Below are 24818 nucleotides of genomic sequence, written 5' to 3'. Positions count from 1 at the left end.
GGTACGGTCGGGTCCCGCGGACACGCTCGCGCTCACGCGCCCCAGCGCAGGCCCGGCGTGTTCACCGGCGCGTCCCACAGCCGCAGCAGCTCCTCGTCGACCTGGCACAGGGTGACCGAGGCGCCCGCCATGTCGAGGGAGGTGACGTAGTTGCCGACGAGCGTGCGGGCGATGGCCACACCGCGCTCGGCGAGGACCCGGTGCACCTCGGCGTTGAATCCGTACAGCTCCAGCAGCGGCGTCGCGCCCATGCCGTTGACCAGCAGCAGCACCGGGTTGCGCGGGGGCATGTCCTCCAGGATCGCGTGTACCGCGAAGTCGGCGATCTCGCCCGAGGTCATCATCGGCCGCCGCTCCCGGCCCGGCTCGCCGTGGATGCCGATGCCCAGCTCCAGCTCGCCGGGGGGCAGGTCGAAGGTGGGGCTGCCCTTGGCCGGGGTGGTGCAGGCGCTCAGCGCCACGCCGAAGCTGCGGGAGCTCTCGTTGACCTGCCGGGCGATCGCCTCCACCCGCTCCAGCGGCTGCCCCTCGTCCGCCGCCGCGCCCGCGATCTTCTCCACGAACAGGGTCGCGCCCGTGCCGCGCCGGCCGGCCGTGTAGAGGCTGTCGGTGACGGCCACGTCATCGTTGACCAGCACCTTGGCGACCTGGATGCCCTCGTCCTCGGCGAGCTCGGCCGCCATGTCGAAGTTGAGCACGTCCCCGGTGTAGTTCTTCACGACGAACAGCACGCCGGCCCCGCTGTCCACGGCGGCCGCCGCCCGCAGCATCTGGTCCGGCACCGGGGAGGTGAAGACCTCGCCGGGACAGGCCGCCGACAGCATCCCGGGACCCACGAACCCGCCGTGCAGCGGCTCGTGCCCCGAACCGCCGCCGGAGACCAGGGCCACCTTTCCCGCCACGGGGGCGTCCCGCCGTACGACGACCCTGTTCTCCACGTCGACGGTCAGCTCGGGATGGGCGGCCGCCATACCGCGCAGCGCGTCCGCGACCACGGTCTCGGCGACGTTGATGAGCATCTTCATGGCTGCCTCCAGGTGAGCCCGGCCGGTACATCCATCCGCTCTCCGCAGTATCGGCCCTGCGGCGGCGAAGGTCACCTGTACGGCACCTGAGCCCCGGCCGCCGCGGCTTCCCGGGACCGCCCCTCAGCCCCCGGCCCGCTGCTCCGTGAAGCTCCACGCGTACTGGAGCCAGTCCGCCACGGTCACCGCGGTCAGCCCGGCCGACACCAGCCGGGCGGCCCGGGGCACGCAGGCGTAGCCGCCCACCAGCGCCGCGGCCACCCACACGGAGGCGCAGAACGGGCAGGACACCAGGTCGCCGATCGCGCGCTGGACGCCGCTGCCGCGCGGCTCGTCCATCACCTCACCGGCCGGGATCTCCTCCGTACGGCGGGTGAAGGGCGCCCGCAGAAAGCTCGTGACCTTGTCCTTGGACAGCAGCCGGGACGCCTTGAACGTCGCCACGCCCAGCAGCGCCACGTCCCACGGCGGCACCCGCTCGGGCAGCCGTACGCCCTGGCGGCGGGCCGTGGCCGTGAACACGGCGACGCCGGCCGTGAAGGTCGCCACGAGCGCGGCGTACCCCGCCAGGGGCGCCTCGTTCCTGTCGTCGTAGGACCCTTCTGCGGCCGCCATGAGAGCCTCCCTCGTCCACTTGCGCGCGTGCCCGGTCGGCGGGCGCGGCCCGAGTGCCCCGCCGGGCCGCCGCCACACGTGACCGGCCGCCGGGTCAGCCCCTCGGCGGCTCCGGATGCTCCAGCAGGTGCCCGGCCCGGTCGCAGAGGAGGTGCCCGGCCAGCGCGCCGCCGTAGACGACGAAGCCCGCGCCGATCAGCCAGGACTCCACCACCAGGATGGTGCCGATGGCGCCGTAGCTGACCGCGTTGGTCACGATCAGCGGGGTGAACACCAGGAAGGAGAAGGCGCGCAGCCCCACCAGGCCGATCATGGTGGCGACGGCGCCCGGCAGCAGCAGCCGCCACCGCACCTGGTGGCCGAGCAGGAAGTGCTGCCCCCACCAGAAGAACAGCACCCCGATCGCCACGCTGATCAGCATCCGGTACGTCCCGGCGAGCTCCGCGCGGGTCTGCACCTGCGCGTAGAGGTAGCCGATGAGCGCGCACAGCCAGACGGCCTGCCGCCAGATCCGGTGCCACGGCCCCGACGGCAGCCGCCACACCCTCTCGTACGCGTTCTGCACGCTGCCGCCGAAGGCCACGCCGAACACCGCCAGGAGCACCCCGCCCAGCACGCTGGTGCCGCCCACCACCTTGCGCGGCGGGCTGAAGACCTGCGACAGCACTTCAGCGGACCTGCCGGACAGGTCCATGCCGTCCACCAGCCACAGCGCGAACCCGCCCCCGATCAGGGGGTCCGCGGCCGCCACGACGATCAGCAGCGGGGCCAGTGTGACCAGGACCAGGGTCGCGAACCCCATGGCGCGGTGCATGAGTTCGAGGTCCTTGCCGCGCCGGTAGAGCTCAACCGCCCACGACACGTTGCCCGTCGGGCGGGGCCGGGACTCACGCGTGTTCAACCCGGCCGCCGCAAAAGCCTGTCCACGCGTCGTGCGGGACGGGACGGGGCCGGACGTGGCATGGCGGCGGCGCCTCCTCTCCCGGTCCCGGCCGGCCGGCGCGCGGTGCCGACAGGGCCTGGCACCATCATCGCGGCCCCACCGGCCGTACGCACGCGGGCACGCGGCCGGAACGGACGGCGTGAGACCGACAAGCCCGGGTACCCACGGCGCATGGCGGTGGACAGGGAGATCGCGCAGCGGCCGCGCCGGGCGCCGCGGCGGACGCGACCGGGATTCGGACGGGCCCTCATGCGCTGGGCCACCACGACCGATCACAAGGTGATCGGCAACCTCTACATGGCGACGGCGTTCTCGTTCTTCCTCTTCGGCGGCGTGCTCGCCCTGCTGATGCGGGCCGAACTCGCCCGCCCGGGGCTCCAGTTGTTCAGCACGGAGCAGTACAACCAGCTGTTCACCATCCACGGCACAGTGATGATGCTGCTGTTCGCGACGCCGATGTTCGCCGGATTCACCAACGCCGTCATGCCGCTGCAGATCGGCGCGCCCGACGTCGCCTTCCCGCGCCTGAACGCGCTGTCGTACTGGCTGTACCTGTTCGGCGGGCTGACGGTGGTGTCCGGGTTCCTGGTGCCCGGGGGAGCGGCCGGCTTCGGCTGGTTCGCCTACGCGCCGCTCAACAGCGCGATGCGCAGCCCCGGCGCGGGCGGCGACCTGTGGGTGATGGGACTGGTCGTCACCGGACTGTCCACGACGCTCGGCGCGGTCAACTTCATCACCACGATCCTGTGCCTGCGCGCGCCCGGCATGACCATGTTCCGGATGCCCATCTTCACCTGGAACGCGCTGTTCACCTCGATCCTGGTGCTGCCGGCGTTCCCCGTGCTGACCGCCGCGCTGCTCGCGCTGGAGGCGGACCGCAAGTTCGGCGCGCACATCTTCGAGGCGGCCGACGGGGGCGCCCTGCTGTGGCAGCACCTGTTCTGGTTCTTCGGCCATCCGGAGGTCTACATCGTCGCGCTGCCGTTCTTCGGCATCGTCACGGAGATCATCCCCGTCTTCAGCCGCAAGCCGGTCTTCGGCTACGTCACCCTGGTCGGCGCGACCATCGCGATCACCATGCTGTCGGCGGTGGTGTGGGCGCACCACATGTTCGCCACCGGCGCGGTGCTGCTGCCGTTCTTCTCGCTGATGTCCTTCCTGATCGCCGTGCCGACCGGGGTGAAGTTCTTCAACTGGATCGGCACCATGCACAAGGGCTCGCTGTCCTTCGAGACGCCGATGCTGTGGTCGCTCGGCTTCCTGGTGACCTTCCTGCTCGGCGGGATGAGCGGCGTCCTGATCGCCTCCCCGCCGCTCGACTTCCACCTCACCGACAGCTACTTCATCGTGGCCCACCTGCACTACGTCCTGTTCGGGACCGTGGTGTTCGCGATGTTCGCCGGCTTCTACTTCTGGTGGCCCAAGTTCACCGGCCGCTTCCTCGACGAACGCCTGGGGAAGATCCACTTCTGGACGCTGTTCGTCGGCTTCCAGACCACCTTCCTCGTCCAGCACTGGCTGGGCGAGATGGGCATGCCCCGCCGCTACGCCGACTACCTGGCCGCCGACGGGTTCACGCTGCTCAACACGATCAGCTCCATCGGCGCCTTCCTGCTCGGCCTGTCCACGCTGCCCTTCCTCTACAACGTGTGGCGCTCGGCGAAGCACGGCCGCAAGGCGGACACCGACGACCCCTGGGGCTACGGCCGTTCCCTGGAGTGGGCCACCTCCTGCCCGCCGCCGCGGCACAACTTCATCGCTCTGCCCAGGATCCGCTCCGAGTCCCCGGCCTTCGACCTGCACCACCCCGACATCACCCGGCACGAGCAGGAGCAGGCGCAGTGAAAACCGAGTCCCGGCTCTTCGGCGGCGTGGCCGTCTTCTTCGCCCTCACCTCCAGCGGCTACGGCTGGTGGAGCCATACGGAACCGGCCGGCACCGCCGCCCTGGGCGTGGCCGCGCTGATGGCCACGCTCGTCGCCTTCTTCCTGCACGTGCAGTACCGCCGGCGCGGTCCGCGCGCCCAGGACCGCACCGAGGCCGAGGTGGTGGACACCGCGGGCCCGCTGGACTTCTTCTCCCCGCACAGCCCGTGGCCGATCGTCGTCGCGCTCGGCGCGGTCGTGCTGGCCCTGGGCATCGTCTTCGGCCTGTGGCTGGCACTGATGGGCTTCGGGATACTCGGCCTCGGCCTCTTCGGCCTGGTCTTCCAGTACGTGGGCCGCGACGACCCGGGCAGCGCGCCGACCGGCCCGGACGTCGTCGTGGTACGCGCCCGCCGTCCCGCCGCGCACCGGCCCGCGGGCGCTCAGCCCTCCAGCTCGCGCGCCGACTCCGGCTCCGGCTCCTCGCCGTCCTGAACGGCCACCCGGTCGCCGTAGTACCAGGAACTCAGCGTCGCCCGCAGCCGCTGCAGCTGCGGTACGTCCCCGTCGCCGTTCTCGGGGGACTTCAGCGGGCGCGGCAGCCGCCGGCTCAGGATGACGTAGCGGGTCTCCTCGTCGACCGGCTCATGGCTCTCGGTGTATCCGCCGGCGACGGTCTGGCTCACCTCGCCCGTCTCCTCGCCCTCGGCCAGCCGCTCCAGCTCCGCCTCCCGCAGGGCGAGGCAGATCCGCTTGGTGACCATGAACGCCAGCGGCGGCAGCACCACGAGCGAGACGCGGAAGATCCAGGTGAGGGCGTTGAGGGAGACCTTGAAGGTGTGCGCGATGATGTCGTTGCCGCCCGCGGCGAGCAGCACCGCGTAGAAGGTGATCGCGGCGACCCCGAGCCCGGTGCGCACCGGCTTGTCGCGGGGCCGGTCGCACAGGTGGTGCTCCTCCTCGTCGCCGGTGATCCACGCCTCGAAGAACGGATACGCGTACAGCACCGCGAACAGCGCGAGCGGCAGCACCACGGCGGGCAGGAAGACGTTCCACATGATCGTGTGCCCCGCCACCGCCGTCTCCCACGGCGGCACCAGACGCAGCGAGCCCTCCAGGAAGCCGACGTACCAGTCGGGCTGGGAGCCCGTCGACACGGCGTCGGGGCGGTAGGGGCCGTACACCCAGATCGGGTTGATCTGGGCCAGCCCGGCGAGCAGGGTCAGCAGCCCCGACACCATGAAGAACAGGCCGAGGGAGCTGGCCATGAACTGCGGGTACAGCGGCTTGCCCACCGCGTTGGCGTTGGTGCGGCCGCGCCCGGCCCACTGGGTGTGCTTGAGGTAGAAGACGAGGATCAGATGGGCGGTGACGAGCGCGAGCAGCAGCCCGGGGATCACCAGGATGTGCAGTGAGTACAGCCGGGAGATCAGCTCGTGACCGGGGTACTGGCCGCCGAAGACGAAGAAGCTGATGTACGTGCCCACCACCGGCACCGACAGCATGATGCCCTGGGCGATCCTCAGGCCCGTGCCTGACAGCAGGTCGTCGGGGAGCGAGTAACCCGCGAAGCCCTCGGCGAGCGCGAGCAGGAACAGCGTCACGCCGATCATCCAGTTGATCTCGCGGGGCCGGCGGAACGCGCCGGTGAAGAACACGCGCAGCAGGTGCACGCCGATCGCCGCGAGGAACACCAGCGCCGCCCAGTGGTGCAGCTGCCGGATCAGCAGCCCGCCGCGCACGTCGAAGCTGATGTGCAGGGTCGACTGGTAGGCGTCCGACATCCGGATCCCGTCGAGCGGGGTGTAGGAGCCGTTGTAGACGACCTCGGTCATCGCCGGATGGAAGAACAGGGTCAGCCACACGCCCGTCAGCAGCAGGACCGCGAAGCTGTACAGGGCGATCTCGCCCAGGAGGAAGGACCAGTGCTCGGGAAAGGCCTTCCGCAGAAGGCCACCCCCTTCGGACACCGGTAGGCGCCCGTCCAGATAGTCGGTCGTCCGCTCCGCCGCATGGCGGGCCCGGGCCGATGCCCGGGCCCTTCTCTTCCGCAACAGCACGGCGCCCGGGTGCCCGGGCACCGGGCACGGAAACCAGGTGTGACGCCTTCTCCACGCGCGGTGGCGCGCGGGCGGTCCCTGAACGGCCCTACGTGCGGTCGCCCTTGGGCTTGCCGCGCTGGTCCGGGGTGCCGTGCGGGGGCGGCCCGAAGGGCTCCGGCGAGGTCGCCGGGGTCACCGGGGAGCCCGTACGGCTCTCGCCCTGCTCGGGGCGCAGCGCCGACGGATCGCCCTGGGTCGGCTGGGCGCCGGACTTCAGCTGCTCCAGCCGGGCGTTCAGCACCTCGGTGACCGGCAGGCGGTCGGCGTGTGTGCGTTCGAAGGCCAGCAGCTCCTCGACCTCCTCGGCGGTCAGCGAGCGCACCCGGCTCTCCAGCGCGCCCAGGGGCAGATGGTCGTAGTCGGGCAGGGGCAGGGTGCTGCGGCCGGAGTCGTCGGCCATGGATCTCACTTCCTCTGTACGACGGCCTGTGCGGCAGCCTGTACGACGACGGTGTTCACGCCGGCCCTCGCACCGGCCCGCACGCCGGCCGGACGGGCGGGACCGGCCGGGTCAGCGACCGCCGGTTCCACCGCTGCCGAACGAGCCGCTGCTGCCCTCGTCCCAGCGGGGGCGGCCCTGCGTCGGGCTGGTCCGGGACCCGAGGTTGCCGTGCTCCTTGAGCTGGTGCGGGGTCAGCCGGTCACGGCCGCGCGGCACCTCGTCCGGCTCACGGTTCTCCAGCACCTCGCCGACCGGGCCGCCCTCCGGCACCCGGGGCTGTTCCTCCGGGCGCGGCGGCGCCGACTCGCGGCGGCGGACGCGGATCCCCATCCAGAAGGCGCCGATCAGGAGCGCCACCAGGACGAGACCGATGACGAAGGGCCAGATGCCGATCGCGGCACCCTGAGCCGCGGCGATGTCCAGCGATGCGGTACTCATGACCTGCGGGTACCCCTGGACCGGCCCGCGAACCTGCCGCCCGGCGGGCCGGCGCCCGGCTCAGCGGGAGCGGGCCTTCCGGCTCTGCGAACGGTTGGCCTTGCGGACGGCGTCCATCAGCTCGCCCTTGGACATCCGGGAGCGGCCCTCCACGCCGAGGCGCTTGGCCAGGTCGTACAGGTGCTCCTTGGAGGCGCTCTCGTCGACGCCCTCGCCGCTGCGCCCGCCCTGCCCGCGCGGCCGGGCCGACCGCGGGTCCGAGGGGCCCTTGCGGCCGCCCTCCTTGCGCTCCCAGTGGTCGCCGACCTTCTCGTACTTGTGCTTGAGCGCGCCGTAGGCCACCCGGTGCGCCCGTTCGCCCTCGCCGTAGCTCTCCACCGCCGAGTCGTGGGCCTTGATCCAGGTGCGCCGGGCGTCCTCGGGGGAGCGCTCCAGCGTCGACGGCAGTTCCTGCTCTCCGGGCACGGTTCCCACCTCCGCGTCACGTCGTCTCCCGGGCCGGACGGGTGCCCCGCCGGGCAGGCCGAAAACGGACCGAACCCCTGCGAGCACTGGGTTTGGCGGTGATGGCACCGGCTACCCGAGCCGTGTGACTACGACATCGACGACGACTTCGCAACAGGAACTGATCCAGTTCCTCGAGGACCGGTTCGCCTGCGCGCAGGCGTGCACGGACTGCGCCCGGGCCTGTGCGCTGCGCGCCAGCCTGGTGGACCCGGGCAGTGGTGACGAGCAGGAGCTCCTGCGCCGCAAGGGCATCATGTGCGCCGAGGTGTGCGACGCGACCTGCCGGGTGCTGTCCGAGCAGAACCGCCAGGACGAGGACGGCATCCGCGTCCAGCTGGAGTGGTGCCGGACCGTCTGCCTGGAGAGCGCCCACGTCTTCGACCGGCAGCCCGGCGCCGAGCAGACCGCCGAGGCCTGCCGCGCCTGCGCCCGCGCCTGCGGCGACTTCATGGCGACCCTGGCCTGACACCGGCGTACACGCGGGGGGCCGCGCCGCGCCGCCGGACGGGCGTGCAACACGACGCCGCACCGGCATTCCCAATTTCTGTAACACGTTCTACGGTGTGCGCCGTCGAACCGGCCTTGGGAGCCTGGAGGCGCCGTGCACCTCGACCACACGCCCGAGCAGCAGCGGCTGCGCAGCGAACTGCGCGCCTACTTCGCCGAACTCGTGCCGGACAACGCCGGTGCCCGCCACTACGACCCCGCCGCCCAGAAGCGGTTCTACCGCGCCACCATCCGGCGCCTGGGCGCCGACGGCTGGCTGGGCGTGGGCTGGCCCGAGGAGTACGGCGGCCGGGGCCTGACCCCCATGGAACAGTTCGTCTTCTTCGACGAGGCCGCGCAGGCCGGTGTCCCGCTGCCCCTGATGGCGCTCAACACGGTCGGCCCCACGCTGATGCGCTACGGCAGCGACGAGCAGAAGGCGTACTTCCTGCCGAAGATCCTCTCCGGCGAGATCGACTTCGCCATCGGCTACAGCGAGCCCGCCGCCGGCACCGACCTCGCCTCCCTCACCACCCGCGCGGTCCGCGACGGCGACGAGTACGTCGTCAACGGGCAGAAGATCTGGACCACCAACGGCGACACCGCCGACTGGGTGTGGCTGGCCGTGCGCACCGACCCCGCCGCCCCGCCGCACCGCGGCATCACCATGCTCCTGGTGCCGACCACCGACCCCGGCTACTCCTGCACGTTGATCCACACCCTCGCCTCCCACGACACCACGGCGAGCTACTACGAGAACGTCCGCGTCCCCGTCTCGCACCGCGTCGGCGAGGAGAACCAGGGCTGGCGGCTGATCACCAACCAGCTCAACCACGAGCGCGTCACGCTGGCCGCGCACGGCACCATGGCCATCCGCGCCCTGCACGACGTGCGGCGCTGGGCCGCTGCCACCAAGCTCGCCGACGGCCGCCGCGTGATCGACCTGCCCTGGGTGCGCCGCCGCCTGGCGCGGACGCACGTCAGGCTGGACGCGCTCAAGCTGCTCAACTGGCGCATGGTCGGCGCGGTCCAGGACGGCACCCTCACCCCGCAGGACGCCTCCGCGGTCAAGGTCTACGGCTCCGAGGCCCGCCGTGACGCCTACGCCTGGCTGATGGAGGTCGTCGCCGCCGCGGGCGCCCTCAAGGAGGGCTCGGCCGGGGCGGTCCTGCACGGCGAGCTGGAACGCGGCTACCGCTCCGCGGTCATCTTCACCTTCGGCGGAGGCAACAACGAGATCCAGCGCGAGATCATCTCCTGGATCGGCCTGGGGATGCCGCGGGTACGGCGTTAGCCTGCGGTGGTGGCGACCACGCGCGGCGGTGATTCCGCACCGGGGCCGGCCCCCGACCCCGGGCTGTTCGGGCCCGGCTCGGTGACCTGGCAGATGCACGGTGACCCGATGATGTGGGTCGCCGGCGTCCGCGCGCTCTACCTCCAGGCCCTGCACCCGCTCGCGGTGCGCGCGGTGATGCAGAACTCCGACTTCCGGCGCGACGCCTGGGGCCGGCTCATGCGCACCGCCAACTTCGTCGGGACCACGACGTACGGCACCACCGAGGCCGCCGAGCTGGCGGGCGCCCGGGTCCGCAGGATCCACGGCATGCTGTCGGCGACCGACCCCGCGACCGGGCGGGCGTACGCGATCGACGCGCCCGAGCTGCTGCTGTGGGTGCACTGCGCCGAGATCGACTCCTATCTGCACGTGCTGCGCCGCTCCGGATACCCGCTCACCGACGCCCAGGCCGACCGCTACCTCGCCGAACACCGCGTCAGCGCACGCCTGGTGGGCCTCGACCCCGCCGGAGTCCCGGCCGACCGCGCCGGGATGGCCGCCTACTTCGCCGAGGTGCGTCCCCGACTGGCCGCCGGGGCCGACGCCCGCGCGGTGGACGACTTCCTGCTCCGTCCGCCGACGCACCCCCTGCTCGTCCCGGCGCGGGAGGTGCTGTGGCGGCGCGTGGCGCAGCTGGCGTACGCCTCTTTGCCGCCGTACGCCCACGAGCTGTACGGCAGACCGGCCCCCGCGCCCGCCGCCGTGACGCGCGGGCTGCGCGTCACGGGGACCCTGCTGCGCGGCATTCCCGCACGTCTGCGCTGGCAACTGCCGCCCAAACACATCCTGCGCGCGATGGCGAGGCTCGGTCCCGGGGCGCGGCCCGCACCGTACAAAGCCGGACGGTAGCCCGCCATACTGGGCGCGGGCCCTGGGGAGGGCGGGGCACAGGGGCGACGGGGGCGACGGCGCGAGATGGCGGACAGCAGGCTGATCCACGGCCGGTACCGGCTGCTCGAGGCGATCGGGCGGGGCGGCATGGGGGAGGTGTGGCGGGCGCGCGACGAGTCGCTGGGCCGTCAGGTCGCCGTGAAGTGCCTCAAGCCGCTCGGCCCGCCGCGGGACGCGTCCTTCGCGCGGGTGCTGCGCGAGCGGTTCCGGCGCGAGGCCCGGGTGGCGGCCGCGCTCCAGCACCGCGGGGTGACCGTCGTGCACGACTTCGGCGAGGACGACGGCGTGCTCTACCTGGTGATGGAACTGCTCGACGGGAGCGACCTCGGCCGGCTCCTCGCCGGAAACGGTCACCGGCCGCTGCCCGTCGCCGACGTGGTGGAGATCGCCGAGCAGGTCGCGGCCGCGCTCGCCTACACGCACCGGCAGGGCATCGTGCACCGGGACCTGAAGCCCGCGAACATCGTGCGGCTGGCTGACGGCACCGTGAAGATCTGCGACTTCGGCATCGCCCGGCTCGGCCACGACATCGGCTTCACCGCCCGGCTCACCGGCACGAACGTCGCCATGGGCACCCCGCACTACATGTCGCCCGAGCAGATCGGCGGCACCGGCGTCGACCAGCGCAGCGACCTGTACTCGCTCGGCTGCGTGCTCTACGAGATCTCCACCGGGGCCCCGCCGTTCGACCTCGACGACGCCTGGGCGATCCTCGTCGGCCACCGCGACACCCCACCGGCACCGCCCCGCCACCACCGCGCCGACCTCCCCGCGCACCTCGAACGCCTCATCCTCGACCTCCTGGCCAAGAATCCCGACCAACGCCCGCGCGACGCCGAGGAGTTGCACCACCGCCTCACCACAGGAGCCGCCCCGGCGGTGGCCGCGGGGGCGGCACCGCCGCTGTCCGCCCGCGCCGTCCCGCCGGAGGTCGCAGGGGGCGGCCTGCCCGGGTCTGCCGGTGGTGCTCCGCCGAGGCCCGTGGGGCCTGCCCTGCCCGGGTCCGCCGGTGGCGCTCTGCCGCAGTCCGCCGGGGCTGTCCTGCCGGCGGCGGGGCTCGACAGGGCCGTCCCGCCCCCGCCCCGGCCCGGTGCCCCCGGGCGGGCCGCACGGCGGGCGGAGGTGCCGCCGGCCCTGGCGGACCGGTACGACCTGGCGGTGGGGCTGGTTCGGAGCGGGCGGTGGCGGGAGGCCCTGGCTGTCTATCGGGAGGTCGGGGCGGCGCGGGCCGGGGTTCTCGGTGCGGAGCACCCCGACACGCTCGCGGTGCGGCACGAGATGGCGTTCGTGCTCGGGCGCACCGGGCGGGCCGCCGACGCGCTGCGGGAGTACAAGCGGGTCGCCGAGGCCCGTATCCGGGTGCTCGGTCCCGACCATCCCGGCACCCTCGCCACCCGGCAGGAGATGGCGTACGTCCTCGGGCAACTGGGACGTCACCTCGACGCGCACCAGGTGTACGCGGCGGTGCTCGCCGACCGTGAGCGCACGATGGGCGCGGACCACCCCGACACCCTGCGCTGCCGGCACAACCTCGCCCTCAACCTCAGCCGGCTCGGCCGGCCGGAGGAGTCCCACCGCATGGCCCGCGAGGTGGCCGCCGCCCGCGCCCGCGTGCTCGGCCCGCGGCACCCCGACACCCTGGTCAGCCAGTACGAAGTCGCCTACGCGCTCGGTCAGTCGGGCCGCTGGACCGAGGCCCTGCACACCTACCGCGAGGTGGCCGCCGCCCGCGCCGAGACCCTCGGCCCCGACCACCCCGACACCCTCGCCGCCCGCCACGAGGCCGGCATCAGCCTCGGCCGCCTAGGCCGCGGCGCGGAGGCGCTCGAGGTCTACCGCGACCTGACCGCGGACCGCACCCGCGTGCAGGGCCCCACCCACCCCGAGACCCTCCGCGCCCGCCACGGCCTCGCCGTCAACCTCGGCCGCCTCGGCCGCTGGGAGGAGGCGCTTGCCGAGTCCCGCGACGTGTGGGCGATCCGGCACCGCGTCCTCGGGCCCGACCACCCGGACACCCTCGTCAGCCGCCGCGAGGTGGCCGTCAGCCTCGGCTGGCTGGGCCGCTGGGCCGACGCGCTCGCCGAGTACCGCGAGGTCGCCGCCGCCCGCGCCCGCGTACTGGGCGCGGGTCACCCCGACACCCTCGCCAGCCGCGAGGACGAGGCCCACTGCCTGCGCCAGCTCGGCGCCTGAGCCGGGTGACCGGAACGGACCCCTGGCCGCCGTGGATCACCGCGTGTTACGAAGAACCATGAGCGCACACGAGGCACACAGGCAGCACGGCTATGACGTCGTGGTCGTCGGCGGCGGCCACAACGGGCTGGTCGCCGCCGCCTACCTGGCCCGGGCCGGACGGTCGGTGCTGGTGCTGGAGCGGCTGGACCACACCGGCGGCGCGGCCGTCTCCACCCGCCCCTTCGCCGGCGTCGACGCCCGGCTGTCCCGCTACTCCTACCTGGTCAGCCTGCTGCCGGAGAAGATCGTCCGGGACCTCGGCCTGGACTTCCGGCTGCGCACCCGCACCATCTCCTCGTACACCCCCGTCGAGCGCGACGGACGGCCCACCGGGCTGCTCGTGGGCGGCGGCGAGGAACGCACCCGGGAAGCCTTCGCCCGGCTGACCGGCTCCGAGCGCGAGTACGAGGCCTGGCAGCGCTTCTACGGCATGACCGGCCGCCTCGCCGAGCGGGTCTTCCCCACCCTCACCGAGCCGCTGCCCACCCGCGCGGAACTGCGCCGCCGCGTCGACGACGAGGAGGCCTGGCGCGCCCTGTTCGAGGAGCCGATCGGCGTCGCCGTGGAGGAGAGGTTCGCCGACGACCTCGTACGCGGAGTCGTCCTCACCGACGCCCTCATCGGCACCTTCGCCGGCGCCCACGACCCGTCGCTGGCGCAGAACCGCTGCTTCCTCTACCACGTCATCGGCCGTGGCACCGGAGCCTGGGACGTCCCCGTGGGCGGCATGGGGGCCCTGACCGACGCGCTCGCCGACGCGGCCCGCCGGGCCGGCGCGGTCCTCGCCACCGGCCACGAGGCGGTGCGGGTGGCCGCCGACGGACGGGGCGCGGAGGTCACCTACCGCACCCGGGACGGCGAGGGCACCGCCGCCGCCCGGCACGTGCTCGTGAACGCCTCCCCGCAGGCCCTGGCCGCACTGCTCGGCGAGGAGCCGCCCGAGCCCGCCGAGGGCGCCCAGCTCAAGGTGAACATGCTGCTCAAGCGGCTGCCCCGGCTCCGCGACCGCTCGGTCGACCCGCGCGAGGCCTTCTCCGGCACCTTCCACATCGCCGAGGGCTACGAGCAGCTCGCCACCGCACACGCCCAGGCGGCCGCCGGTGACCTGCCCGCCGCCCCGCCCTCCGAGATCTACTGCCACTCCCTGACCGACCCCACCATCCTCGGCCCCGACCTGGCCGAACAGGGCTACCAGACACTCACCCTGTTCGGCCTGCACACCCCGGCCCGCCTCTTCGCCCGCGACAACGACACCGTGCGCGAGGAACTGCTGAAGTCGACACTGGCCCAGCTCGACGCCCACCTCGCCGAACCGCTGGCCGACTGCCTGGCTACCGACGCCGAGGGCCGGCCCTGCATCGAGGCGAAGACCCCGCTCGACCTCGAACGCGACCTGCGCCTGCCCGGCGGCAACATCTTCCACCGGCCGCTGAGCTGGCCGTACGCCGAGGAGGGAGCGGGCCGCTGGGGCGTGGAGACCCGGCACGCCAACGTGCTGCTGTGCGGCGCGGGCGCGGTGCGCGGCGGCGGCGTCAGCGGGGTGCCCGGGCACAACGCGGCGATGGCGGTGCTGGAGGGGGCCTGAATGCCCCGGCCCGCACGGGGCACTCCGATGGGGCCAAGGAAACCGCACGACGGCCGTCCGGTGGACGGCCGTACCACCCCCCACGGGAGGCTCCCATGGCCGATCTCAGCCCGATCGAACTGCAGAAGGCCCTCAGCGGCATGGACTACCCGACGGACAAGCAGCACCTCGTCGACCGTGCCCGCAAGAACAAGGCCGACGACAAGATCGTCAGCCGGCTCGACGGCCTGAAGAAGGACCACTTCGACGGACCCAACGAGGTGCAGAAGGCCATCTTCAACGAGTGACGGCCCGCCCGGGACCCGGAACACCCGCGGGCCCGCCGTCCCCCGCCGGGACGGCGGGCCCGCGGCATGGGCGGCAGGCTCAGGGCGGTCCGGCCACCGAGGGCAGCGCGTGCAGCGTCCCGCTCGACGACGCCGCGTGCACGCTCCGGCCGCCCGGGGCGCAGGCGGTCGCGAGGATCTGCCCGCCCAGGTCGAAGCTCTGCAGCGACGCGCCGTCCGCCGCGTCCAGCAGATGCAGCCGGCCGCTCCAGCCGCCCGCGTACACCGCCGCGCCGTCCGTGCACAGCGCGAAGAACTCCTCCCGCCCGCCGTGGTGGGCGCGCCACAGCGGCTCCCCGGTCGCCGCGCTCACACAGTGCACCGTGCCCGCCGCGTCGCCGACGATCACCGTGTCGACCACCCGCACCGGCGCCGCCACCACCGGCGCGCCCAGCCGGGCCTCCCAGACGAGGGAGCCGTCCGCGGCGGCCAGGCACCGCACGCCGCCCTCGCCGTCCGCGACCACCAGGTGCGCCTCCAGCGGCAGCGGCGCGGCCAGCACCGGCGCGGGCAGCCGCACCGGCGCCTTCCAGGTGAGGGCGCCGTCCTCGTCGTCCACCGACAGGATCTCCCCGCCCCGCACCGCCGCCAGGTAGACGTGCCCGGCCCCCGCGGCCACGGGCAGGGCCGGGGCGCCCGAGGTGTCGGTGAGCGGATCGGTCTCCCACCACAGCCGGCGCGTCACCGCGTCGAAGTGGTGCAGCCGGCCCGTGGCCTCCCCGAGGAACACGCTCTGCCCGCGCAGCAGCGCCCGCGCGCCGGCGAGGGCGCCCGCGGGCCACGACCACCACCTGCGGTGGTCCTGCGTGTTCCACGACTCCAGCCGGCCCTCCGCGTCGCACACCAGCAGCACCCCGCTCTCCGCGCACAGCTGCACCGGCGCGGTGAAGTCCGTGCGCCGCTCCATTTCCTGCCCGGTGGCCGCGTCGAGCCAGCGCACCGCGCCCCCGCGGTCGGCGGTCACCACACCGCCGTCCTCGGTGGCCGCCACGCTGTGCGGCCACTCCCCGACGCCGGCGCTCCAGCTGCGGCGCCCGGGCCTGAACGGCACCGTCAGGTCGGCGGAGTTGCCCTGCGCGGCCAGGAACTCCCGCAGCTCAGCCCGGTAGGCGGCCAGGGTGCGGGCCACGTCCTCGGGCAGCCGCAGCGTGCCCGGCGGCCCGAAGCCGTCGGCGATCTCCTCCAGGGCCGGCCGGTCGGCCGGGTCCGGGGCGAGGCAGGCGCGGATCAGCCGGCCCATCGAGTCCTCCGGCAGCCCCGACAGGTCGGGCGGGACCCCGCCGACCCGGCGCACCAGCATGGCCCGCGAGTCGCTCTCCTCGGTGTACGGGGGGTGGCCGGTCAGGGCGTACAGCAGGATCCCCGCGATGCCGAACACGTCGGTGGCGTCGCCGGTCCTGGCCAGGCCCCGCACCTGCTCGGGCGCGCAGAAGTGAGGGTGGCCGATCACCATGTCCAGGGTCAGCGTGACCCGCTGGCCGCGGATCCGGGTGAGCCCGAAGTCGATGATCCACGGGCCGTCCCGGGTCAGCAGGATGTTCCCCGGGTGCAGGTCGCGGTGGAGCAGCCCCTTGCGGTGCGCGGTGCCGAGGGTGTCCACGAGCTCGGCCGCCACCGCTTGCACCGTGTCGCGGGGCAGCGGACCGCCGTGCGACTCCACGATCCGGTACAGCGACAGACCCGGGATGAAGCGGGTCGCCAGCGTGGGCTGCCGGCCCGCCGCGAAGTCCAGCGCGAGCAGCTCCGGGATACGGGCGCCCCTGCAGCGCTCCAGCGCCTTGCTCTCCTGGTGGAAGCGCTGCATGTGCTGCGCGTCCTCGGTGAACTCGCGCTTGAGCAGCTTCACCGCCCCCAGGGTGTCCGGCCCGTGCCGCTCATCTGGGCGTCTGCCGAGGTACACGGTCCCGAACCCGCCGGTGCCCAGGCGGCCCAGCAGGCGGAACCCGGCGGCCTCGGACGGATCGGACGCCGGATCCAGGGGCGTCACCATGCCGGCGTCCCTTCCCGGGGTTCGCCCGCCCCGTGCTCCGTCTCGCTGCGCGTGTCGTGGGAGAAGCCGATGCCGCACAGCACCGTGGACTTGCCGAGCTCGCAGGTGCCGGTGTCGCGCAGCCGCTCCCCGCCCGGGCGCGGCGAGTCCCGCTCGCAGCGCAGCAGCAGCACCAGGCGCCCCGCGTCCTGCCGGCCGCGCACGGTGACCTGCGCGCGCACCTGCCCGGCGTCGGTCTCCTGGGCGACCTGCCGGCCGCGCAGCGGGATGGACTGGCGGCTGCCGGACCGCAGGTCGGTGACGACCAGCACGCCGGACAGCAGCGGGTTGCGCCGCTTGTAGTACCGCCGGCCGGCCGCGGCGCCCAGCAGCAGCACCAGCAGCACGAGCGGGTAGAGCCAGCCGGGCGTGCGGCCGGGAACGCTGCCGCTCAACTCGACGTCGGTGACGACCGGTTCGCCGGCCGAGAACCGGGTGTCCCCGAGCGAGCCGCGGATCACCGGCGTCCACGGCGAGGACACCTCCGCGCGCAGGCCCACGCGCGCCTGGAAGTCGCGCGAGCCGGGGACCAGGCTGAACACCGGGTCCTGATGCCAGGTCAGCGTCATCCGCACGGTCTTCTTCTCGCCCGGCAGCAGGGTGACAGGGCCGGCCGGACCGGCTTGGGCCAGGCGCGGGCCGCCGGAGCCGCCGTCCCCCGTGAGCCGCACGGTCAGCGGCACGTGCGCCGCCCTGGACTCCAGCGTGACCTCGACCGTCCGGCTGCGCCCGCCCGTGCCCGATCCGGTCCGCACGCCGGCGTGTCCGGGGCCGCCCTGGCTCACGCCCTCGCCGGAGACCGACACGGCGACCGTGTCGTCCCGTTCGGCGCGCAACACGCTCAGCGCCTTCTGGGTGCGCACCTGGTCCTTGGCCGCGCTCAGCTGCGAGCCGAGGGCGGCCGGGGCGACCGGCAGGATGCGCGGGGCGCCGAAGGCGCCGCCGAGGACGTCGGAGACCCGGGTGCCCTCGGCCAGCGGCAGCCCGTAGCCCATGATCTTGTGGTCCGCGCCGAGCGCGGCGTAGCGCTTCTTCAGCTGCTGCCAGGCGGGGCTGCCCAGGCGGCCGTACGGGCTGCCCGGCGCGTTGACCGCGCCGTCGGTGAGCAGCAGCACCGCCCCGACCGGGGCCGTGCTGCGCTCCAGCTGGTCGGCGGCCGCGTTCAGCGCGGCGCCGTGGTCGCTCGCCGTCTCCTCGGCGGAGCGCGGGAGTTCGCCGTCGAAGAGGCCGCCGGTGCGGTCGGCCGCGGACATCGGGTGGACGACGCTGGTGGCCCGCCCGAAGGTGACGACGGCCACCTGGTCGGCGGGTGTGAGCGAGCCGAGGAAGTCCGCCAGGCGGCGTTTGACCGTGGTGTAGAGCGGTACGCCGTCGGGCCCCTTGTCCTGCATGGAGCTGGAGACGTCGACGAGGACGACGTAGGCGGCGGGCACCTCGTCGACCTTGAGCGCGCGGTAGACGTCGTCGCGCGTGACGGGTGTGTCGGCGGCCGCGGCGGTCGCCGCGCCGCACAGGGGCAGCAGGACCGCGAGGACGAGCAGCGCGGCGCTGCGGGCCGTGGCCCGGATGGTGAGCATGAGGTGTGTGTCCCCCCTGGGTTGTGCGTGGTTCAGACGCGGGTGCGTACGGCCGAGGCGCGGAGTTTGTGCATCCGGGTGATCTCCCGCTCAAGCAGCGGTAGTTGCTCCTGACGCTCGCGGATCTCGCGGACGTGTTCGGCCTTGGTCTTCGTCAGCTGCCTGAGACGGTGGTCGCAGTAGTACTCGGCCACCGGCTCGTCCCCCTCGTAGCGGGCGAGGGCGTCCTCCATGTGGTGGCGTTCCTCGGCGGCACGGCCGGCTCCGGAGTACGAGACCCACTCCCTGTGGTAGGCCGCCAGCAGCGCGTCGAGCCGCTCCCCGACCCGCCCGCGGACGGCCCACACCACCAGGGCCGCGCAGACGTCGTCGTTCTCGGCCCCGGCCAGGCGCGCGGCGCGGGCGCGGGCGGCCAGCTCCTCGTGGTCCTGCTCCGTGGCCTCGGGCCGTCCCGCGAAGCGCGTCACCCGGCGCAGGGCCAGCGAGGATCCGAGCCCGTGCAGCCGCTCGGCGAGCCGGTCCAGCCACCGCGCGTCCTCCGGTGTCTCGCTCCAGTGCGGCGTCCGGGCGACCAGCCGGTGCACGGCGTCCCGGACGAGCTGCGCGTAAGGTCCCGACCAGTCCAGGACGCGTTCGGTCAGTTCCCGGTCGGCCTGCCCGGGGCCGTACCCGCTCTCCGCGTCGACCGCGAGGGCGACCCGCAGCAACTCGTGCACGACGTGCTTGGCGTCCTGCCTCAGCCCCCGCCAGTCGAGCTCCGCCCGGAGATTGGTGACGTACGTGTCGACCCGGCCGGCCGGGTCGGTACCGCCCGCGGGCCGTCCCGCCGCGACCACGTCGGTGAAACCGGTCGGCGGCAGCCCGGTGAGCGCGCACAGCACGTCCCAGCGGGCCGCGGTCGCCGCCCGCAGTCCGGCGGGGCTGCGCCGCAGCGCCTCCTCCAGCACGGTCCGGGCCTCGTCGCCGTCCACCCCGGAGGGCGACCGCAGAGCACCGGTGACCAGCCCCCTGAAGAAGTCGGGGTGCCGCAGGACCTCGTCCGCCAGGCCGCACACGACGGCCGCCTCCAGCAGCCGAGCCGCCGCCGCGGGATGCCGGCCCGCCCACTTCCTGTCGGCCTCCACCGGGCACACGCGCGTACTCAACAGGGCGTGGATCAGCGGGAGTTCCGGGCTGCCGGCGATCTCCGGCCGCCGGTCGGGGGAGGGTTCGTCGCACAGCCACCGCAGCCAGTCGCGCACGAGGCCCACCGGCTCCGGGCGGCCGTACAGCGCGCGGACCAGTCCGCTCGCCAGCCCGGGGACCCGGCGCAGCATGGACTGCGTCAGGCCCATGGTGCCCATGGTGAACGGCGCGACGGCGGGCAGCAGTTCGCCGGTCACCGGGTCCGGCGTGCCCTCGGGGCGGCTGTGCAGGATCTCGCTCATGACGTCGGCCAGGATCTGGTCCAGCCGGTCCAGGCTCAGCCCGGCGGCCACGAGGGAGGCGCGCCGGCCCTCGAACTCGCGGCGGGCCGCGTCCGTCCGGTGGCCGAGCAGATCGCGCCGCAGCCCGTCGCCGATGGCCTGGGAGACGGCGGGCTGCGACATGAGGGGTGCGACCGCCTCCGGGTCGGTGTCCGGATGCGTCAGCACCCCGTGCCGCGCGAACACGGTGAGCTCCTGGTCGGTGATCCCCGGACTGCGCAGGGCCACGTGCACCTCCTCGGCGCTCACCTCCCGGCCCTCGGTGAGGGCCTGGACGGCGGCCAGCGGCCGGTCCAGGCGCTTGAGCACCTCCAGCGCCCGTGCCGCCGCGTCCGGCTCGTCGATGTCCAGGGCCTCGCGGCAGTCCGCCAGATGGCGTACGACGGTGGCGCCGCCGTGCTTCTCCCAGTTGTCCAGGAGCAGGTCGTGGTAGCGGCGGGCCCGCGGGGACAGCGCGCGCAGGTCCGGCAGCGGGCCGCCGCCCAGGGTCAGGCCGGTCGCCCCGGGGGAGGCGGCCGTGTCGCCCCAGTACAGGCGCATGGGCACCTCGGAGCCGGGGGAGGTGGCGCTCGCGGCGGACAGAGTGCTGCGCACGCCGAAGGGCAGCAGGGCGGCCACCGAGTCCAGGGTGAGCAGCAGTTCGAACGGGCCGTGGCTGCCGTCGCCCGCCACCGCCACGGGCCCGTCCAGCAGATGGGCCGCCGCGGCCGCCAGCCAGCGCGTGATCCCCGAGATGCTGGAGGTGACGTTCTTGGCGACCTCGGCCACGAGCCCCTCGTCCTCCCCGAGGGGCAGCGCGGCGGGCCCGGCCGTGGTCAGGGTCAGGGTCTGGGCGGCCGCGTGCGCGGCCCGGGCCAGCGCGCACCAGCCGATCCCGGCGTCCCGGACCCGCGCGTAGGGCACGGCGAAGTGGCTGACGCGGTGGATCATCCGGTTGGTGCCGTCGACGCCGTCCGTGCCGTCCAGCAGGAAGACGCCGACCGTCCCCTCGCCGCCGTCCTGTGGGGCGCAGCCGACGGTGATCCACGGCAGCCGGTCCCCGGCGCCCGGCGTGCCGGGCAGCCAGTGCAGGACGGCGGTGTTGAACTCGGCGCTGCGGCCGGGCGGATGGGCGGCGAGAACCTCGTAGCCGCTGGTGGTCCGGGGCACCTTGCCCCACAGTGCCCAGTCGGCGATCAGCCCCGGTGCCATGGTGTGTCCTTCCTCGTGCGGGTGTCGGGTTGCCGGATCAGGACTGCGTCGGGACGAAGCCCCGCAGGAAGAGGAAGGGTTCGAGGATGTTGACGGGCCGCGGCGCCGCCGCGAAGCGCACGGTGTCCTCGACCTGGTTGATCAGGTACGGGTTCTCGAAGTCGAAGCCGCGGTCGGGGTCGACCCAGAAGCCGACGGCGGAGCAGACGAAGTAGCCGACGCGTTCGGGGGCGAAGTAGGACTCGATCTGGCGCTGGATGTCGCGCAGGCTGCCGTGCGGCAGGGCGTGGCACAGGCCGTCGAACAGCCGCTTGGCGTCCATGACCTCGGGCTGGCCGGTACGGGGGTTGACGCGCACGTTGCCCTGTTCGCAGGCGAAGCGGAAGATCCGGTCGTCGTCGAACTTGGCCAGGCACACCGCGATGCTGTGCGGCAGTACGGTGCCCTGGCGCTCGCCGCGCATGTTGATCTCGGTGGCCACCCGGCCCAGGACCTCGGTGAAGAAGTCCGCGTTCTGCCGGGCGTCCTTGGTCAGCGGCCCGTCCTCGCCGTTGACCTGCCACTCCCGCACGGGGTCGACGACGTAGACCATGGCCCGGGAACCCACGAAGTCCTGGATCAGCTGGTCGCCGAGGGCGGCGCCCGTCTGCGAGTGCAGGTCGAACGCCTCGCCGGGCATGTCGCGCACGCTGACCTGGAACTCGGTCAGATCGCGCGCCCGCTCGCCGCGGCGCCGGAAGAGGGTGCGCCGGGCGCGGGAGTACCGGGTGCCGGTGAGGTCCCCGGCCAGGGTGAAGCGCACCGGGCGCTCGGGCTTCAGCGTGGCGTTGGGGAACTTGCGCTCGCGGTACAGGACGCGGGCCAGTTCGCCGAGGAACCGCTGCGAGGCGTGGTCCGCCGGATACATGGTCCACTTGCCGTACAGCGGGTCCTGCACGGCCTTCGACACCGCCGCCAGCAGCGTCGACTTGCCGCTGCCCATGCCGCCCCAGAGGGTGACCGCCGACTCGGGCGCGGCGGCCCGGCCCTCCGGCTCCCGTACGGCGGCCTCCTGGTTCTCGTGCTGGGCGGCTGCGCCCTTGCGGCCGTTCTTCGCGTACTTGTCGGCGCGGGCGGGCGGGGCCTCCTCGTCGAGCTTCTCCAGGAAGACACTGGGCAGTTGCTCCGCCTCCGGCGCCGACCGGGGTGCCGGCGCGGCGGCCGCGCGGGCCCGGCCGCCGCCCGCGTCGTCCCTCCGGTCGTTCCGCCTGGCGTCCCTGGCGTCCCTGCCGTCGTCCCTCCTGTCGTCGCGCCGGCCGTCCTTCCGGTCCCTGGCGTCGTCCCGCCTGCCGTCCTTCCTGCCGGCGGGCGGTCCCGGGCGGGGGCGCGGGGGCGCGGTCCCGTCGCCGGCCGGCGTGCCCGCGGGCGGGGCCGGAGGCAGGGCGGCCCGGCTTCCCACGAGGGTGGACCGGCCCAGTACGTCCAGCGGCCCCTGCTCCCGGTCCTGCTGCCCGCGCTCGCGGTCCCGCTCTGCGCGGTCCGGCTCGGCGTCCTTGTCGCGCTCGGGCCGCGCGTCGTCGTCGACCATGGCTGTGCTCCTGCTTGACGGGCGGCGGACGGTGTCCGCCGTGCGTGGTGGCCCGGTCCGCGCGCCCGCGCGCACCGGCTGGGTGGGCGATGTCTTCGTCAGCCGGCGACGGCCTGCTGCCACTCGCCGGCGGTGCCGTCGGCGACGACCAGCCGGATCGGCGCGCCGTCCGGGGGCAGGCAGAGCGCCGGCGCCACGACGGCGGCGGCGATGAGCCGAGGGTCGTGCCCGGCGGTGAACCGTCCCTCGGTGCCGAACGCGCCCCAGGCGTCCGCAGCCCAGTGCGCGAGGTGGGGTTCGCCCGCGAGGTCCTCCATCCAGACCGGCTCGTCGACGACGGCCACGCACGCCAGGCCGTCGTAGTGCCGGGCCGCCGCCAGATCGGCGTGCCAGTCCAGCCGGTCCGGGCAGATGCGCACGGCCGCGCCGCGCCGCAGCACCTGGGGCGGCCGGGTGCGTGGGTGCGGCGGGCGGGAGCCGACCACGAGCAGCACCCGGTGGCTGCCGGGCCGCCACAGGTGGCGCCAGGCGGCGAGCTCGTGCGGCACGTGCTCCAGTCCGGTGGCGAAGTCGTGCCGCAGCGGGCAGGGGCGCCAGGCCGCCAGGCCCCGCACCGCGTCCGGCGCCGTCGCCATGCCGAACCGGTGCACCACGGGCTCGTGTTCACCGGCCCGGTGCAGCGGGTCGTGGTCGCGGTAACCGAGCAGCCCGACGTGCAGGGTGTCCTCGGCGCCCACCGCCTCCGACACGGCATCCACCACGGCGGCGGCCTCCTGCAGCCGCTCTTCCACGGCGGTGCCCCCGTCGACCTGGGGTCCGGCGATCTCCACGGCGACCATCAGGTCGACCGGGCGGGGCTGGGACAGCCGGCGCGGGGTGCCGGAGGCCAGGACGGCCCAGGGCGTGGGCTCGGACTCGTGGGGGCCGTCGTGGTGCAGCTCCACGCGGTGGCGGCCGCGCAGCTCGTAACGGAGCGTGCTGCGGGAGCCGGGCGGGAGTTCGAGCCGGTCGACGCGCAGCGCCTGCCACCGCGACGGCGGCTCCTCGGGTCCGGCGGTGACCACGGCGGCCACGCTCCCGTCGCCGGCCGCTCCGGCCGCGCCGGGCGGTGGCGCGGTGACGGGGACGTGGACCATCGGGCCGGCGTGGTGGTCGTCCGCGCGGGTGCCGGCCGCGAACAGCGGCCGGCGGACCAGGCCGACCGTCCCCGAGCCGCCGTCCACACGGGCGGCGGCGAGCCACACCGTGGTGCGCAGCGGCAGCGCCGCCACCAGGTCGTCCGGGGCCGTGGGCCAGCCGGCGGGCAGCCGCAGGCACAGCAGCGCGCCGGACTCCTCCCGCACGGCCTCGGCCGCCCGCTCCAGGGGCTGCCAGCCGGTGGCCCGGACGGCGAGCAGCAGGGGCCCGGCCGCGTCGTCGCGGTGCGCGCCGCGCACGAAGGCGGCCAGGGACTTGTGCAGCGCCTCGCCGAGCCCGGCCGTGGCGTGGCCGGCGCCCCCGGCCAGCAGGAACAGACGCGCGGCACGCTCGGGCGGCAGCACCCCTGAGGCCGGGGCCGGCTCGGTCCAGGCCGACTCGGCGAGCCGTATCACCTCGGGGCCGGTGGCGGCCGGGGCGTAGGCGAGCCGGGTCAGGCGCAGGCGCTCGCAGCCGACCTCCAGGAGGTCCAGGGCCGGGAACACCCCCGCGGCCAGGCGGGTGAGGACCCAGCCGAGGCCCGCCCGGGACAGCCGCGCCCGCTCCTCGGCGAGGACGTCCTGCCAGGCCGACCGCCAGGCGCCGGGCGTGGGTCCGGCGCCCGTACCGGCGGCGGGCAGCGCGGCGGCGAGCGCGGCGACGCGGTGACCGACGGGCGGTATGGCGCGGCCGGAATTCCCGTCCTCGTACTCGGCGTTCGTGGCTCCCTCGGTGTCGCGCGCGCCGGGTCCCGCGGTCAGCTGGTCCGCGACACGGAGCGCCGCCCTGAGATCGGCCGCGCGGGCGTTCGGCCCATTGTTCGACTGCACTGTTCCCCACCCCCCGATACGGCCGACGTGCCGCGACTTGACGGCGGACGACCGCTGTTGCACGTGCATCAGGCATGGATGAGCCCAGGTGAGAAGGCGGCCACGACTGATCGCAGAACCCGGAATCCCCAGTCCGGTTGCGGATTCACATTATCGCCCGCTGAGCGGATGGGACCCGTATTCGTG

Annotated in this window: 20 protein-coding genes; 8 read left to right on the top strand and 12 right to left on the bottom strand. The window is 74.2% G+C overall.

Going from position 1 to position 24818, the window contains the following annotated elements:
- Positions 1-32: 32 nt before the first annotated feature.
- The 3 genes from dhaK to IE217_RS06160 all read right to left on the bottom strand — a co-directional run bounded on the left by dhaK (position 33) and on the right by IE217_RS06160 (position 2454).
- Positions 33-1025 carry a dihydroxyacetone kinase subunit DhaK gene (dhaK, locus tag IE217_RS06170; protein ID WP_190176693.1) on the bottom strand — a complete coding sequence of 331 codons (993 nt, stop codon included), beginning with the start codon at positions 1023-1025 and terminating at the stop codon, positions 33-35.
- 123 nt (positions 1026-1148) lie between these two features.
- Positions 1149-1640 (bottom strand): DUF1360 domain-containing protein, encoded by a 492-nt coding sequence (locus IE217_RS06165; RefSeq protein ID WP_190176692.1) that lies wholly within the window; start codon positions 1638-1640, stop codon positions 1149-1151.
- 94 nt (positions 1641-1734) lie between these two features.
- Complete coding sequence (locus tag IE217_RS06160) at positions 1735-2454, bottom strand: YhjD/YihY/BrkB family envelope integrity protein (RefSeq protein WP_229865092.1); 720 nt, start codon at positions 2452-2454, stop codon at positions 1735-1737.
- Between the two features lie 300 nt (positions 2455-2754).
- Between IE217_RS06160 and ctaD the strand changes: the two genes are divergently transcribed.
- Together ctaD and ctaF are read left to right on the top strand one after the other, a co-directional pair.
- Positions 2755-4428 (top strand): aa3-type cytochrome oxidase subunit I, encoded by a 1674-nt coding sequence (ctaD, locus tag IE217_RS06155; RefSeq protein ID WP_190176690.1) that lies wholly within the window; start codon positions 2755-2757, stop codon positions 4426-4428.
- Entirely contained in the window at positions 4425-4943 is a 519-nt protein-coding gene (gene ctaF / locus IE217_RS06150; RefSeq protein ID WP_190176689.1) for an aa3-type cytochrome oxidase subunit IV, read from the top strand. The genes ctaD and ctaF overlap by 4 nt, the downstream gene beginning before the upstream one ends.
- Here ctaF and qcrB read toward each other — a convergent pair.
- The 4 genes from qcrB to IE217_RS06130 form a co-directional block, all read right to left on the bottom strand.
- Positions 4892-6508 carry a cytochrome bc1 complex cytochrome b subunit gene (qcrB, locus tag IE217_RS06145; protein ID WP_190176688.1) on the bottom strand — a complete coding sequence of 539 codons (1617 nt, stop codon included), beginning with the start codon at positions 6506-6508 and terminating at the stop codon, positions 4892-4894. The two genes, ctaF and qcrB, sit on opposite strands and share 52 nt — an antisense overlap.
- An 88-nt stretch (positions 6509-6596) precedes the next feature.
- A complete protein-coding gene (locus tag IE217_RS06140; protein ID WP_190176687.1) occupies positions 6597-6950 on the bottom strand; it encodes a DUF8129 domain-containing protein in 354 nt (117 codons plus the stop codon).
- A 111-nt stretch (positions 6951-7061) separates the two neighbouring features.
- Entirely contained in the window at positions 7062-7430 is a 369-nt protein-coding gene (locus IE217_RS06135; RefSeq protein WP_190176686.1) for a DUF6479 family protein, read from the bottom strand.
- Between the two features lie 60 nt (positions 7431-7490).
- Positions 7491-7895, bottom strand: coding sequence for a ChaB family protein (locus IE217_RS06130; protein ID WP_190176685.1), 405 nt, complete (start codon positions 7893-7895; stop codon positions 7491-7493).
- Positions 7896-8019: 124 nt separating this feature from the next.
- Here IE217_RS06130 and IE217_RS06125 point away from each other — a divergent pair, with 124 nt between their 5' ends.
- From IE217_RS06125 to IE217_RS06100, 6 genes are all read left to right on the top strand, one after another.
- Complete coding sequence (locus tag IE217_RS06125; protein WP_190176684.1) at positions 8020-8403, top strand: four-helix bundle copper-binding protein; 384 nt, start codon at positions 8020-8022, stop codon at positions 8401-8403.
- 135 nt (positions 8404-8538) lie between these two features.
- Complete coding sequence (locus IE217_RS06120) at positions 8539-9717, top strand: acyl-CoA dehydrogenase family protein (RefSeq protein ID WP_190176683.1); 1179 nt, start codon at positions 8539-8541, stop codon at positions 9715-9717.
- A gap of 93 nt (positions 9718-9810) precedes the next feature.
- On the top strand, positions 9811-10608 hold the full coding sequence (locus tag IE217_RS06115; RefSeq protein WP_190177011.1) for an oxygenase MpaB family protein: 798 nt from the start codon (positions 9811-9813) through the stop codon (positions 10606-10608).
- 66 nt (positions 10609-10674) lie between these two features.
- A complete protein-coding gene (locus IE217_RS06110; RefSeq protein ID WP_190176682.1) occupies positions 10675-12843 on the top strand; it encodes a serine/threonine-protein kinase in 2169 nt (722 codons plus the stop codon).
- 58 nt (positions 12844-12901) lie between these two features.
- Positions 12902-14470, top strand: a complete 1569-nt coding sequence (locus IE217_RS06105) for a phytoene desaturase family protein (protein ID WP_190176681.1) — start codon at positions 12902-12904, stop codon at positions 14468-14470.
- Positions 14471-14565: 95 nt separating this feature from the next.
- Positions 14566-14757, top strand: coding sequence for a DUF2795 domain-containing protein (locus IE217_RS06100; RefSeq protein WP_190176680.1), 192 nt, complete (start codon positions 14566-14568; stop codon positions 14755-14757).
- Between the two features lie 79 nt (positions 14758-14836).
- Here IE217_RS06100 and IE217_RS06095 read toward each other — a convergent pair whose 3' ends face one another.
- From IE217_RS06095 to IE217_RS06075, 5 genes are all read right to left on the bottom strand, one after another.
- Positions 14837-16786, bottom strand: coding sequence for a serine/threonine-protein kinase (locus IE217_RS06095; protein WP_190176679.1), 1950 nt, complete (start codon positions 16784-16786; stop codon positions 14837-14839).
- Positions 16780-18402 carry a VWA domain-containing protein gene (locus tag IE217_RS06090; RefSeq protein WP_190176678.1) on the bottom strand — a complete coding sequence of 541 codons (1623 nt, stop codon included), beginning with the start codon at positions 18400-18402 and terminating at the stop codon, positions 16780-16782. The genes IE217_RS06095 and IE217_RS06090 overlap by 7 nt, the downstream gene beginning before the upstream one ends.
- A gap of 32 nt (positions 18403-18434) precedes the next feature.
- The gene (locus tag IE217_RS06085; RefSeq protein WP_190176677.1) at positions 18435-21059 is read right to left on the bottom strand and encodes a hypothetical protein; all 2625 of its coding nucleotides are present in this window, start codon (positions 21057-21059) and stop codon (positions 18435-18437) included.
- 37 nt (positions 21060-21096) lie between these two features.
- Positions 21097-22626 (bottom strand): hypothetical protein, encoded by a 1530-nt coding sequence (locus IE217_RS06080; RefSeq protein ID WP_190176676.1) that lies wholly within the window; start codon positions 22624-22626, stop codon positions 21097-21099.
- Positions 22627-22724: 98 nt separating this feature from the next.
- Positions 22725-24632 carry a hypothetical protein gene (locus IE217_RS06075; protein ID WP_190176675.1) on the bottom strand — a complete coding sequence of 636 codons (1908 nt, stop codon included), beginning with the start codon at positions 24630-24632 and terminating at the stop codon, positions 22725-22727.
- Between the last annotated feature and the right edge of the window lie 186 nt (positions 24633-24818).

It is taken from the genome of Streptomyces naganishii JCM 4654 (genome assembly GCF_014650575.1).
Taxonomy (GTDB): domain Bacteria; phylum Actinomycetota; class Actinomycetes; order Streptomycetales; family Streptomycetaceae; genus Streptomyces; species Streptomyces naganishii.
This window is presented reverse-complemented; position numbering and strand designations above follow the sequence as displayed.